Raw genomic sequence first — 13262 nt, 5'->3', positions numbered from 1 at the left:
TGGGTGTCTTTGCACGTCTCCCTCCCCACTGTAATGATTTGACCTCCGGCCGGTTCGTTGGACGCGCAGGCAATGGCTTGCACAACGTCCATGAGTCCGCACTCCCGGTGATTGCGCCTTGTGCAACGGTTTGTTCCCCACGCAAATAACGCCCATGAAATACGTCAATCTGGGGAAGACGGGTTTGAAGGTGTCGCGCCTGAGCCTGGGCTGTATGAGCTATGGCAGCTCCAAGTGGCGGCCGTGGGTCCTGGACGAGGAGGCCGCGCAGCCCTTCTTCCGGCGCGCGGTGGAGGCGGGCATCAACTTCTTCGACACGGCGGACATGTACTCGCTGGGGGTGAGCGAGGAGGTGACGGGCCGGGCGCTGCGTCAGTACGCGAAGCTGGACGAGGTGGTGATCGCCACCAAGGTGTTCAACCCCATGAGCCAGGGGCCCAACATGGGCGGCCTGTCGCGCAAGCACGTGGTGCAGGGCTGCGAGGCGAGCCTCAAGCGGCTGGGGGTGGAGACGATCGATCTCTACCAAATCCACCGCATGGATCCGCACACGCCCATCGAGGAGACGCTGGAGGCGCTGGATCTGCTCGTGCGTCAGGGCAAGGTGCGCTACCTGGGGGCGAGCTCCTGCGAGGCGTGGAAATTCTCCAAGGCGCTGAGCCTGTCGGAGCGCAACGGCTGGGCGCGCTTCGTGTCCATGCAGAACCACTACAACCTCGTCTACCGCGAGGAGGAGCGCGAGATGCTGCCCCTGTGCGAGGAGGAGGGCATCGGCGTCATCCCCTGGTCTCCGCTCGCGCGGGGCCTGCTGGCGGGCTCACGCAAGTCGCTGGATGACAAGCAGGCGACGACCCGCGCGGGCTCGGACGCCTTCGCGACGACGCTCTACGACAGCCCGCATGACTGGGACGTGGTGGAGGCGGTGAAGAAGGTGGCCGCGGACAAGGGCCACTCCGCCGCCGAGGTGTCCCTGGCGTGGCTGTTGTCCAAGCCCGCGGTGGTGGCGCCCATCATCGGCGCCACGAAGATGGACCACCTGGAGGCCGCGCTGCGCGCGCTCGACGTGCGGCTGACGCCGGACGAGGTGAAGGCGCTCGAGGCGCCCTACCAGCCCCACGCCGTGCGCGGCTTCTGACTCAGGGCTTCTTCCGGGCGAGCGCGTCCACTTCCGCCTGGATGTCGCGCGACTTCTCGAAGAAGGCGTCCACGTTCTGGTCGGAGGTCCACCGGAACGCGGGCGGCAGGAGCGTGCGGTCGAAGTTGAGCGTGGCGGAGAACTCCTCGGCGTCCAGCAGGGACGCCGCGCGCGTGAGGGCGCCGAAGCACACCAGGATGCCCACCAGCATCCAGACGAGCCGCCGGGGCTCGGCGCGCGTCACGTAGCGCAGGTGCCAGAAGAGCACGAAGCCGAGCCACGCCAGGTAGCCCGCGTGCATCACCCACCGGGTCCACGTGCCCAGGGACAGGCCGTACGTGAGGAACTCCAGCAGGAGGGGCACGGCGATGAGCCCGAGGAAGCCCAGGCTCCCGATGGCCCCATGGGCACCGAAGAAGAAGCGCCGCCGCGTCACCTTGCTCGCCACGCTCCAGAGCGTGGACCAGACGAAGGCGGAGGCCACCGGCAGCACCACCGCCAGCGCGAGCGTGCCCCAGTTCGTCTTCTGGTAGTTGGTGAGGTACTCGAAGAAGAGCGCGGCCAGCACCGCCACGCCGAGCGCCAGCGGGAAGGCGAAGGGCCGATCGAAGAACTGCCGCCGGGGCGCGTCCACCACCGCCGAGACGAGCGTGTCCTCCACCGCGTGGGAGCGCGCACGGAAGCGCAGCACCGTGTCGCCCACCGACACGCGCACGTCGTCCGTGAGCGTCAGCTCCGCCAGCCGGCCCCAGGGCTCCACCCGGAAGGTGCCGTTCTGGCTGCCCACGTCCCGGAGCACCACGGCCCCCTCGGCGGTGCGCTCGAGGAGCAGGTGCGCGGCGGACACCTTGGGGTCGTCCAGGATGATGTCGTTGGTGTAGCCGCGCCCCACCGTCACCGGGAAGCGCTCCAGCCGGTGCCGGGCGGCGAGCCCCTCGTCGTCCTCCAGCACCTCCAGGAAGATCACTTCGTCCACGCGAGCGCCTCCAGGTAGCGGCGCGCGAGCGCGCGGGCGTTGTCCGCGGAGAAGCCGGCGAGGTCCAGGCTCGTCTGCACTCCGGCCGTCTGGGCGTTGAGCGTCGCCGCGCGCAGCGACAAGTCATACAGGCCGGGCATGCGCTTGTAAGCGCGCAGGCACAGGGCCGTGCGCACCGTGAGGCCATTGACCTTCACGAAGCCCGTCTGGCAGCGGAAGTTCGTCACGTCGTCCTGGGTGGCGTCCACGCCGCCCGCGTCGCTCGCGAACGTGGCCGAGTAGAGCGCCGAGAAGCGCAGCGCGCCCAGGGTGTCGCTCGACACGAAGGCATGATCGTAGGCCACCACGCCCGTGCGCTGCTCGCCGCTCAGGAAGATGTCCTCCTCGGACGAGCACTGGTAGCTGGTGACGGTGTAGGGGTTGTCCGCGTCGTGCGGCGTGTCGCCCCAGCACTTGAGGAAGGGCCGCCAGCGGCCCGGCACCCGGTAGTCCCCCAGGGACTGGGTGGGCACGGGCGTGGAGAGCAGCCGCTCGGTGATGCGCTGCTGGTTGTCCATCAACTGGGTGGCCACCACGGCGAGCAGGCTCGTCGTCTGCTCCGGCGCGGCGCTCCGGGCCCGCGTGAGCAGCGCGCGCGCATGGGCCACCGGCACCAGGAAGCCGAGCTGGTTGCCCAGGGTGGCCACGTTGATGCCCACCACGCGGCCATCCCCCGTCACGGTGGGGCCGCCGCTCATGCCCGGGTTGATGGCGCCGCTGAAGTGCACCTTGTCGTAGAGCGCGTCCTGGACGAGCCCGTTGTAGGTGCCCTCCACGATGGTGGTGCCCAGGTCGTGCGGGTTGCCCATGGCGTACAGCCGCGTGCCCTGGGCGGTGTCCTTGTCGGCCAGCTCGAACCAGTCCTTGACGGGCGCGTCCTGCTGGATGACGGCCAGGTCATGCACCACGTCCACGTCCCGCACGCGCACGGGGATGGCGTTGGCCTCCTGGCCCTCGAGCACCAGCTCCGCGGTGTAGTCCTCCGGGTGCTGCACGATGCTGGAGATGACGTGGTAGTTGGTGACGGCGCGGCCCTCGGCGTCCACGAAGAAGGCCGAGCCGATGGAGGAGCGCGAGCCGCTGCGCCGCTCGATGATGCGCACCTGGGCCACGCGGCGCTTGAGGCGCTCGAACAGCTCCTGGGTGGACGGCGGCAGCGAGGCCACGGGCAGTGGAGGCACCACGGCCGGGGGCTCCGGTTCCAACGCCTCGTCGGAATCCGGGTCGGGGGGCGCCAGCGCCGGGGCCTGGGCCAGCGTGGCGAGCAGGAGAAGGGTCCACATGAGGGGGCGCACACTAGCGGAACGGCGGCGCCTTGCCCTCCTCCTCGCGTCACGGGTGTTCTGTCCATCCCTCTTCGGAGGGATTGAGCCCCCGGGCGGGGGGCGGCGAGGGTGGCGCCCCTATGGACACGCTCGACGCCCGGTTGACGGGGCTCGCCCTGTGCTGGCTCTTGACGCGCCCCGCGAAATCCCGGGGAACCCTCGGCACGCTGGAGAAGGCCCTCCGGCCCTACGTGGAACCGCACTTCGGCGGCGCGTGGTGGAAGGAGCGGTGCGCCCGGTGGGTGGAGGAGAGCCTGGAGCGAGGCCTGATCCAGCGCGGCGCGCGGGGGGGACTGGCGGTGTTGGAGCCCGGACGCGACGAGGTCCTGCGACTGCTCGGTCTGGAGGCCCTCCCCCGCCCGCTCACCTGGAAGCAGCTCAAGGACACCCATCTGCAAGCGCTGGGGCTGGGGCTGCCCGCGTCCCGCGCGGCGCGGACCTGGGTGGGCCGTTCCGACGGCCTGCGCGCCGCCCTGCTCCAGCGTGAGTACGGGCTCGGCGGGAAGGAGTCCCCCAGCCTGAAGCAGGCACGGGACCGGTTGTTGTGGCGTCAGCTCGGGGTGGAGACGGATCGCCCGTTCGATCTGGTGTCCGTCCAGAGCCACCTGCTCGGGGGCCTGCTGGAGATGGAGGTGCGCGACCCGCGCCGGGCCGTGGAGCAGCTCGCCGCTCGGGCGGCGGGGGCCTCCCGGGTGGACGTGGAGGCCGTGCGCCTGGCGACGCTGCGCGCCTGGTTGGTGAAGGACGCGGAGGACGCCCCGGCGCCGGTGGAGCCGCCGCCCGCGGAGACTCCCTTCGCCGAGCAGGTACTGTCGGTGGCCCGCGCCCTGCCCGCCGAGCGCCGCTTCGGCCCGGACAAGGTGTTCATCGCCCATGTCTGGAAGAAGTTCCAGCCCACGTGGCGTCACCGCGAGGCCTTCGACGCGGCGCTGTTGGAGGCCAACCGCGCCCGGCATCTGTCGCTGACCCGCGCGGACCTCGTGTCCGTGATGGATCCCACCGATGTGGCCGAGTCCGAGATCCGCTCTCACGGTGCCCGCTTCCATTTCGTCGTCGTCTAGTTCCCGCCCCCCTGGAGTTGGCCATGACCGCTGATCCACGACTCGAGGCCTTCCTCACCGATGGCGAGGAGGTCTTCAACGGCATCCAGCAGGGACAGAACCTCTGGAAGCACGACCCCTTCGACGTGCCGTCCTTCAATGCGCCCGCGCGCAAGGCCTTCCTGCGGCTGCTCAATCGCGCGGGAGCCTCACCCGACGAGGGCAAGCTCCTGCTGCTCACGGGCGAGTCCGGCAGTGGCAAGACGCACCTCATTCGCGCCTTCCGCCACCTCGTGCATGGCCAGGAGAAGGGCTACGTCGGCTACCTGCCGATGACCGTCGATACGCCCCACTACGAGCGCTACATCCTCTCCTGCGTGATGGACTCGCTGGATCGCCCCTACGACGCGCGCACGTCCGAGGCCTCGGGCCTGATGCGGCTGTCGGACACGGTCATGGCGGCCAGCACCAGCCTGTTCGCGTTGAACATCCAGGCCGAGCCCCGCGACGACGAGCACCTGCACACGACGGTGTCCGACGTGGCCTACGAGCTCAAGGCGACCGCGCGCTTCAGTGGCGTGGCCGTGGAGCTGCTGCGCGCCCTGCTCTTCCTGCAACACCGGGACGTGCGCCTGCACCACGCGGTGCTCCAGTGGATGCGCTGCCGGGAGCTGTCGCCCGCGGACGCCCGGGTGCTCGGCAACCTCACCGTCCGGACCGACGAGGAGGGGCCCAAATGGATGCTGGAGCAGCTGGGCCTGCTGCTGAGCGCCCTGGGGCAGGCCTTCGTCCTGTGCGTGGATCAGGTGGAGGACATCAGCGACTTCGCCCTGCGCCCCGGCATGGAGCCGGCCTTCCGCCGCGCGATGAACCTGCTGGCGCACCTGGCCGGCAGCATCCCCACGGCGATCGTCGTGGTCTGCGGTCTGTCGGACTTCTGGGCCAGCGCCCGACAGCGGCTGCTGCAGTCCATCCTGGACCGGATCGAGATGGACCCCACCCCCGTGAAGCTCGAACACCACGTCACCGCCCAGACGGCGCGGGACATCGCGGCGCAGCGCCTGCGGGTGCTCTACGAGAAGCGCGGCGTCCAGATCGATCCGCGGGACCCGACCTACCCCTACCCGGCCCCGTGGTTCGACGCCCTGAGTGGACGGCGGACGCGGGAACTGCTGCACCACCTGCGCGACTACCGCGAGCGCGCCATCGACACGGGCCGGCTGCCCGAGCATTTCCTCCCGCCGGAGGCCCCGAAGGAGACCCCCACCCAGGAGATCTCCGGGCCCTCGGGCGGCGCACCGGTGAGCGGAAGCGACCGGGTCGCGGAGCTGGAGCAGAAGTGGGTGGACTTCCAGGCGACCTACCAGACGCAGGTGCCGGACGAGGACGAGGAGGTCGTGGACCTGCTCGCCTGGGGGCTCGAGACGGGAAGCCAGGAGCTGGAGGGCGCGGCGCGCTTCTCCGTGAGGCGCCGGGACGAGGCCTCGCTGGAATTGACCTCGGAAGCCAAAAGTCCCCGGCTGCTCGTCGTGCTCTGCAACAAGTCGCCCAAGGGGGGAGGCCTCGGCAAACAGATGAAGGAGGCGCTCGACGGCGCGGGTGGAAAGCTGCCCGTCCTGGTGCGCGGCACGGAGTTCCCCACGTCGACGGGCACCATCGTGGCGGACCAGCTGGTGCGCTTGCTAAAGAAGGGCGGACGGCGCGCGGTGCTCGGCGATGGAGACCTGCGCGTGCTGGTGGCGCTGCGCACGTTCCGCCAGGCCCATGATCCGGCGGTGGTCACCGAGTGGAGCCAGCGCACCCGGCCCATCACCCGCCTCAAACTCGTCTGCGACCTGCTGGGCCGCGAGCCCGTGGAGCCCCCGGCGACGACCCGGGCCCCCCCTCCCGCCACCGCTCGGGAAGAGACGCCTCGGGCGGAGAAGCCGCCCCGAGCGGAGGCCCCAGCCGAGAAAGAGGACGAGCGGCCCCGGACACCGCCGCCCGTGGCCTCGGGACCCGTGCGGTTGGGGGTCCAGACGGGCATCTCCGACGAGCCCGTACTCCTGGAGCCCGAGGACCTCACGCGGCACAGCGCATTCCTGGGCGGTACGGGCAGCGGCAAGACGACCGCCGCGCTGGGCCTCGTGGAGCAACTGCTGCTGCGCGGCCTCCCCGCCATCCTGGTGGACCGCAAGGGCGACCTGGCCGGCTACGCCCGGGAAGACGCCTGGAGCACCCCGCTGACGGATCCCGAGCTGGACGCGCGCCGCCGCCAGTTGCGCGAGCGCGTGGACGTGGCGCTCTACACGCCGGGCCGCGCGGATGGCCGGCCCCTGAGCATCCCCGTGGTGCCCCGGGGACTGGCGGCGCTGACCCCGGCCGATCGCGAGCAGGCCGTGCGGCAGTCGGCGGACGCCCTCGCGGGCATGCTCGAGTACAAGAACAGTCCCAAGGACAAGGCGGCGCGCGCCCTGCTCGAACAGGCCATCCAGCTGATGGTGCGACGCCCGAAGGCGCCCGACATCACCCTGGAGTCCCTGCGGCAGTTCGTGCAGTCCGAGGATCCGACGCTCGTGCAGGAGGCGGAGGGCCTGGATGCCAAGGCCTTCCCCAAACTCGTGAGCGATCTGGCCACGCTGCGCCTGTCCTCGCGCGCGCTCCTGTCCACGACGGGCGAGCGGCTCGACGTGGAGGAGCTGCTCGGGCGGGGGGCCGCCGCGGTCCCGGGGCGCACCCGGCTGAGCATCATCAGCACCAAGTTCCTGGGCGGCAACCAGCAGCTGCTCTTCTGGGTCTCCCAGCTCCTCATGGAGACGCACCGCTGGGCGAGCCAGCACCCCGCGACCCGGCTCCAGGCGGTGCTGCTCTTCGACGAGGCGGACCTGTACCTGCCCGCGGTGGGCCAGCCCGCCACGAAGCAGCCCATGGAGAGCCTGCTCAAGCGCGCCCGCTCCGCCGGCGTGGGCGTGATGCTGGCCACCCAGAGCCCGGGGGATCTGGACTACAAGTGCCGCGAGAACGTGCTCACCTGGCTCGTGGGCCGCATCACGCAGGAGACCGCGCTGCGCAAGCTCAAGCCCCTGCTGTCGCATGGCCGGGGCGGGGACGCGACCCAGAAGCTGGCCACGCAGCACATGGGGCAGTTCCTCTTGCAGCGCGAGGGACAACCCGCGCGGCAGCTCCAGGCGGACCGCAACGTCGTCCTCACCCAGCAGCTCTCCGAGCAGGACATCCTCCAACTGGCGCGGCGCACGGCGGAGCGGAGCGCCCCGCCCGAGGTGCGCGAAGCCCTGCATTGAGCGGAAAGGCAAGCGGGAAGATGCCCTCCGGGGCACCCCTTTCCCCTCCTTCCGAGCAGTCGGCGTGCACGGCGGATGACATCCTCGCGCCGTACGGTAACCTGGGGGCAGATGAGCCCCGAAGCCCGCGCCGAGATGGTCGCCCACGCCGAACGCGCCCTGCGCCGCGGAGAGCTGGACGAGGCCATGCGCCTGTACGAGACGCTGGGCCGGGCCTTCCCCGACGACTCCGCGTTGGCCGTCAAGCTCGCCCATCTGCGCGAGACGATCGAGCCCCAGGAGCTGCAGCTGTCGCGCTCCCTCCAGGCGAGCGCCCTGCCCCAGTCCATCCCGCAGGGGCCCTCCTCGCCCGTCACCGAGGGCGAGCGGCTCTTCGCGCTGGGGGACTACGCCGGGGCGGCGGCCGCCTACCGCCGGGCGCTCCAGGCCCGGCCGGACAGTGAACTCATCCGCGAGCGGCTGGAGGAGCTCTACCGGCTCGCCCGGACGCTCCCCATGCATTCGCCCACGGATCGCTCGCTGCCCCGTCAGGCCGAGCCCCTGCTGCACGCCCTGTTGGACCGCCTCGCCGCTCGCCGTCGCCTCAAGCGCGATTGACGCGTTGCACCCTGGCGTGAACGACTCCTAGACTTCCGACCCGGACGGCGCTGTCATGCCGTCGGCTTTCCCCCTGACACCCGCGTCCTTCCTTCGACCCGGCCTCCATGACGCTCATCGGCAGCCACATCGGGCGCTACCGCATCCTCGAGGAGCTCGGCTCCGGGGGAATGAGTGTCGTGTACAAGGGGCTCGACACGGCGCTGGACCGGGAGGTGGCGGTCAAGGTGCTGCACCCGCACCTGGCGCACAAGAGCGAGTCGCGGCGGCGCCTGGCGCGCGAGGCCCGGGCGGTGGCGCGGCTGCACCACCCCAACATCCTCGAGGTGTTCGACTTCTCGGCCGAGGGCGCGCGCGAGGCCTTCCTCGTCACCGAGTACGTGCGCGGCCGCACCCTCAAGGAGTACCTGGACGAGGGCTCGGGGCGGTTGGATCCGCCGGAGCTCGCCGCCATGGTGGTGCACGAGATCGCCGCCGCGCTGGCGCACGCGCACGAGTCCGGCGTCATCCACCGCGACCTCAAGCCCGAGAACGTCATGGTGCGCGAGGACGGGGTCCTCAAGCTCATGGACTTCGGCATCGCCCGGCTGCTGGACGCCGAGGAGCGCATGACCGTCACGGGCTCGCTCGTGGGCTCGCCCGCGCACATGGCGCCGGAGATCATCGAGGGCCAGGAGGCGGGCCCCGGCGCGGATCTCTTCTCGCTGGGCACCATCCTCTATGGGCTCATCGTGGGGCGGCTGCCCTTCACGGCGGCCAACACCACGGCCACGCTCAAGCGCATCCTGGATGGGGCCTACGAGGATCCCCGCCAGCGCGTGCCCACGCTCTCCGACGAGCTGGCGGAGGTGTGCGCCACGTGCCTCGCGCGCGATCCGGCGCGGCGCTACCCGCACGCGGGTGCCCTGCGGGATGCCCTCGCCGACTACCTGACGGGGCTGGGCTTCGAGCGCGTGGGCGAGGAGCTGACGTCCTTCTTCGCCGACCCGACCTCGTACCAGAAGCTGATGCGGCCGCGGATCATCGCCTCGCTGCTGGCGCGGGGCGAGCGGCTGCTGGCCGAGCGGCGCGTGCCGCGGGCGCTCGCGTGCCTCAACCAGGTGCTCGCGCTGGATGCCACCAATGCCCGGGCGCTCACCCTGCTCGCGGGCCTGGAGCGCCAGCGCCGTGTCGCGCGGTGGAAGGCCCGGGGCCTGCGGGTGGGCGCGGGCTTGCTGCTGGCCACGGGCGTGGGCGTGGGCGCGTACGCGCTGACCCGGCCCCCTCCGCCCGTGCCCGCCGTGGCCGCACCGACGCCCGCCGCGCCCCGGATGCCCTCCGCGGTGCCCGCGCCCCGCCTGGCGCCCGTGGAGCCCACGCCCCCCGCCGCGCCCCCTTCCACGCCCACTCCAGTACAGGCCCCCACGGACCGGCGTCCCGCGCCGGTGGACAAGAAGCCCCCCGAGCGGCCGGTGGAGAAGCCCCTCGTCCTGGCCCGGGTGGCCCCCGCGGCCCTGCCCGTGTCCATCCTGGTGCGGCCCTACGGCTACATCCGCGTGGACGACGACGCGCGCAGCGTGCAGGCGCTCGCCCAGCACACCACGCGGCTCACGGCGGGCGCGCACACCGTCACCATCACCTGTGACTACTGCGAGCCCGCCGAGGAGCGCATCGAGGTCGAGCCCGGCGAGGAGAACGTCTTCCGGCTGCGGGCGCGGCTCAAGGACGCGCGGCTGAGCTTCGCGTACGAGCCGGCGGACGCCGTGGTGCGCGTGGCGGGCGAGACGCGCTCGGCGCGCGACAGCCTGGAGCGCCCCTTCGACATCCAATCGGCTCCCGGGCCCGCGAGCTTCCAGCACCGCGTGGAGTACGAGATCAGCCGTCCCGGCTACCGCACCGAGCGGCGCATGGCGCTCGTGGCGCCGGGAGCCGCCTCCACCGTCCGGGGAGCCCTCGTCCCCGAATGAGTCGACGCCCGCGCTGGCCCGTGTTGCTGGGGTGGCTGCTGCTGCCCCTGTCGGTGTCCGCCGAGGAGGCGGTGGACGGCGAGATGAATGCCCTGCGCTCGGGCTACGAGTACGGGCGCTACGCCGACGTGCTGGAGCGCGCCACGGGCCGCATCGATCAGGGCCGGCTGAGCGAGCCGGAATTGGTGGAGCTGCACAAGCTGGCCGGCCTGAGCGCCTTCCACCTGCACCGCACCGAGGACGCCGGCCGGCACTTCCGCGCGCTCTTGCGGTTGGATCCCGACTTCATCCTGGACCCCTTCTCGGTGCCGCCGCCCGCGGTGGAGTTCATGGACGCCTTGCGCGAGCAGATGGCGGCGGAGCTGGACCTGGCGCGCCAGGAGAAGCGGCTGCGGTTGGAGCGCGAGCGCGTGACGGCCGAGGAGCAGCGCCGCCGCGTGGAGCTGCTGGCGCGCCAGGTGACGGTGCGCCGGGTGGAGAAGCGCGGCATGCTGGTGAACTTCGTGCCCTTCGGGGCGGGCCAGTTCCAGCAGGGCCGCACCGGCCTGGGCACCGTCTTCGCCGCCTCCGAGGGCGTGCTTGTCGTCACCAGCCTCATCTCCTTCTTCGCCTACGGCTCGCTCGTGGAGACGAGCAAGGTGACGGTGGATGACATCCGCGGCCAGCCGCGCGAGGTGTCCTTCCGCTACATCCCCACCGAGCGGCGGCTCCAGGCGCGCAACTGGGAGCAGCTGCAACTGGGCGCGGCCATCGGCTTCTACGCCGTCTACGCCGCGGGCGTGGTGGACGCGCTCGTGCACCACCAGGACGAGGTCGTGGAGACCTCCATCGAGACCCTGCCGGAGCCACCCGCGGCGCCGCGGGCCCGACTGCACCTCTTTCCCACCGCTGGCGGCGCCGGCGCTGGCTTCTCCCTCGCCTTCTAGGAGCGTGTCCCCATGGCCAGCCTCTCCATCCGGACCCCCGATGGCCAGGTGCGCACCGTGCCCCTGCACAAGCGCATCACCAGCATCGGCCGTTCCACGGACAACGACGTGACCCTCGCGGACTCCTCCGTGCCCGACAGCGCCCTGCACGTGCTCTTCGATGGCACGCGCTACCAGCTGGGCAGCCTGGGGGCCACCTTCCAGATCAACGGCAAGAAGCGCGACAGCGCCATTCTGGCCACCGCCGACGTCATCCGCGTGGGCGGCACGGAGCTCGTCTTCACCCGGGAGGACGCGGCCCCCTCGCCCCCGCCCCGGCCCGTCCCCGCGCTCTCCGTCACCCACGAGCCCGCGGCGGACTCCGACTCCGACTCGACGACGCGGGACATGCCCGGCGTGGTGGGCCGCGAGCTGCACCTGTTGCGCCGCCTCACCGCCTTCAGCGAGCGACTGCTGAGCAGCGGCGCCCCGGACACGCTGCTCGAGCAGCTCCTGGACGAGGCCATCGAGGTGACGCGCGCGGACAAGGGCTTCCTCATCCTGCGCGAGGACGGCGAGCTGCGCGTGAAGGTGGCGCGCAACCTCTCGCGCGAGAACCTGGAGGACGCCATGGATCGCGTAAGCGACTCCATCGTGGAGAAGGTGGTGCGCACGCGCCAGCCGCTCGTGCTCAGCGATGCGCTGGACGATCCCGAGTTCAAGTCCAGCAAGTCGGTGGTGAACCTGCGGATGCTCTCGGTCATGTGCGTGCCGCTGTTGCGCGACGGGGAGCTGTTCGGCGTGCTGTACGTGGGCAACGACCGGCTGGTGAACCGCTTCGAGCCCAAGAGCCTGGACATGCTCACCATCTTCGCCGCCCAGGCGCTCTTGCTCATCCAGAACGCCCTGCTGCTCAACGGGCTCAAGCTGGACAACACCGAGCTGCGCAAGCGCCTGGACGACTCGCGCTACGGGGACATCGTCGGCACCTGCCAGGGCATGCGGGACGTGTACAAGCGCATCGACAAGATCGCCCCCACGGACATCTCCGTGCTCATCACCGGCGAGACGGGCACGGGCAAGGAGCTCATCGCCCGCGAGCTGCACCGCCACTCGCCCCGCGCCAAGGGGCCCTTCATCACCATCAACTGCGGCGCCATCCCGGAGAACCTCCTGGAGAGCGAGCTGTTCGGCCACGTGCGCGGGGCCTTCACCGGCGCGGTGAGCACCAAGGTGGGCCGCTTCCAGGCGGCCATCGGCGGCACGCTCTTCCTCGACGAGATCGGCGAGATGCCCCTGCAACTGCAGGTGAAGCTCTTGCGCGCCCTGCAGGAGAAGGTCGTCTACAAGGTGGGCGACCACCGGGGCGAGCCCGTGGACATCCGCGTGGTGGCCGCCACCAACCGGGTGCTCGAGGACGAGGTGCGCAAGGGCACCTTCCGCGAGGACCTGTACTACCGGCTCAACGTGGTGACGCTCAAGCTGCCCCCGCTGCACGAGCGCGGCGAGGATCTGTTCGTGCTGGGCAAGTACTTCCTCCAGAAGTACGCCAAGGAGTTCAACGCCAAGGCCAAGGGCTTCTCGCCCTCGGCCACGGTGGCCATGAAGAAGTACGCCTGGCCGGGCAACATCCGCGAGCTGGAGAACCGCATCAAGAAGGCGGTGGTGCTCGGGGACAAGCCCCTGCTCGGGGTGGATGACCTGGACCTGAAGCCCGAGAACCTGGAGCCCGTGCTGCCGCTGTCCGAGGCGCGCGAGCGCTGGCAGAAGCAGTACATCCAGGAAGTCTACGAGCGGAACAATCGCAACAAGACGAAGACGGCCAAGGACCTGGGCGTGGACCCGCGCACCATCTTCCGCCACTTCGAGAAGCTGGAAGCCGACAAGCCGGGAGGCGCCCTGCCCGCCGGGGAGGAGGGCGACGAGGAACTGCTCTGAACCCGTCGCGACAGGGGTGTCACGGTTTGCAATGCCCGGGGCCCGTGGCACCCTGCTAACCCCCCATGGCGACGACAAAA

9 protein-coding genes are annotated in these 13262 nt (G+C 71.0%); 7 read left to right on the top strand and 2 right to left on the bottom strand.

Annotated features, from left to right (window positions below; all coding sequences use genetic code 11):
- Positions 1-154: 154 nt before the first annotated feature.
- Entirely contained in the window at positions 155-1135 is a 981-nt protein-coding gene (locus tag I3V78_RS20640; RefSeq protein ID WP_204490175.1) for an aldo/keto reductase, read from the top strand.
- Between the two features lies 1 nt (position 1136).
- Here the strand turns inward: I3V78_RS20640 and I3V78_RS20635 are convergent, their stop codons facing one another.
- Both I3V78_RS20635 and I3V78_RS20630 read right to left on the bottom strand, forming a co-directional pair.
- Positions 1137-2111, bottom strand: coding sequence for an FHA domain-containing protein (locus I3V78_RS20635; RefSeq protein ID WP_204490174.1), 975 nt, complete (start codon positions 2109-2111; stop codon positions 1137-1139).
- A complete protein-coding gene (locus I3V78_RS20630) occupies positions 2099-3433 on the bottom strand; it encodes a S1 family peptidase (RefSeq protein WP_204490173.1) in 1335 nt (444 codons plus the stop codon). Before I3V78_RS20630 ends, I3V78_RS20635 begins: the two co-directional genes overlap by 13 nt.
- A 122-nt stretch (positions 3434-3555) precedes the next feature.
- Here I3V78_RS20630 and I3V78_RS20625 point away from each other — a divergent pair, with 122 nt between their 5' ends.
- The 6 genes from I3V78_RS20625 (at position 3556) to I3V78_RS20600 (ending at position 13182) form a co-directional block, all read left to right on the top strand.
- Positions 3556-4536 (top strand): hypothetical protein, encoded by a 981-nt coding sequence (locus I3V78_RS20625; RefSeq protein WP_204490172.1) that lies wholly within the window; start codon positions 3556-3558, stop codon positions 4534-4536.
- Positions 4537-4559: 23 nt separating this feature from the next.
- On the top strand, positions 4560-7796 hold the full coding sequence (locus I3V78_RS20620) for a helicase HerA-like domain-containing protein (RefSeq protein ID WP_204490171.1): 3237 nt from the start codon (positions 4560-4562) through the stop codon (positions 7794-7796).
- A 111-nt stretch (positions 7797-7907) separates the two neighbouring features.
- Positions 7908-8393 carry a tetratricopeptide repeat protein gene (locus tag I3V78_RS20615; RefSeq protein WP_204490170.1) on the top strand — a complete coding sequence of 162 codons (486 nt, stop codon included), beginning with the start codon at positions 7908-7910 and terminating at the stop codon, positions 8391-8393.
- Positions 8394-8500: 107 nt separating this feature from the next.
- Complete coding sequence (locus I3V78_RS20610) at positions 8501-10339, top strand: serine/threonine-protein kinase (RefSeq protein WP_204490169.1); 1839 nt, start codon at positions 8501-8503, stop codon at positions 10337-10339.
- A complete protein-coding gene (locus tag I3V78_RS20605; RefSeq protein WP_204490168.1) occupies positions 10336-11265 on the top strand; it encodes a hypothetical protein in 930 nt (309 codons plus the stop codon). The genes I3V78_RS20610 and I3V78_RS20605 overlap by 4 nt, the downstream gene beginning before the upstream one ends.
- A gap of 12 nt (positions 11266-11277) precedes the next feature.
- Positions 11278-13182, top strand: a complete 1905-nt coding sequence (locus I3V78_RS20600) for a sigma 54-interacting transcriptional regulator (protein WP_204490167.1) — start codon at positions 11278-11280, stop codon at positions 13180-13182.
- Positions 13183-13262: the final 80 nt, after the last annotated feature.

The sequence above is a fragment of the Archangium primigenium genome (assembly GCF_016904885.1).
Taxonomy (GTDB): Bacteria; Myxococcota; Myxococcia; order Myxococcales; family Myxococcaceae; genus Cystobacter; species Cystobacter primigenius.
Note: the sequence above shows the minus strand (reverse complement) of the source record. Positions and strands in the feature narration are given on the sequence as shown.

What these genes read in the sequence shown, in the direction of transcription:
- I3V78_RS20630 (WP_204490173.1), bottom strand. Translation starts at nt 3,433, where the DNA reads ATGTGGACCCTTCTCCTGCTCGCCACGCTGGCCCAGGCCCCGGCGCTG.
- I3V78_RS20625 (WP_204490172.1), top strand. Translation starts at nt 3,556, where the DNA reads ATGGACACGCTCGACGCCCGGTTGACGGGGCTCGCCCTGTGCTGGCTC.
- I3V78_RS20620 (WP_204490171.1), top strand. Translation starts at nt 4,560, where the DNA reads ATGACCGCTGATCCACGACTCGAGGCCTTCCTCACCGATGGCGAGGAG.
- I3V78_RS20610 (WP_204490169.1), top strand. Translation starts at nt 8,501, where the DNA reads ATGACGCTCATCGGCAGCCACATCGGGCGCTACCGCATCCTCGAGGAG.
- I3V78_RS20640 (WP_204490175.1), top strand. Translation starts at nt 155, where the DNA reads ATGAAATACGTCAATCTGGGGAAGACGGGTTTGAAGGTGTCGCGCCTG.
- I3V78_RS20605 (WP_204490168.1), top strand. Translation starts at nt 10,336, where the DNA reads ATGAGTCGACGCCCGCGCTGGCCCGTGTTGCTGGGGTGGCTGCTGCTG.
- I3V78_RS20615 (WP_204490170.1), top strand. Translation starts at nt 7,908, where the DNA reads ATGAGCCCCGAAGCCCGCGCCGAGATGGTCGCCCACGCCGAACGCGCC.
- I3V78_RS20600 (WP_204490167.1), top strand. Translation starts at nt 11,278, where the DNA reads ATGGCCAGCCTCTCCATCCGGACCCCCGATGGCCAGGTGCGCACCGTG.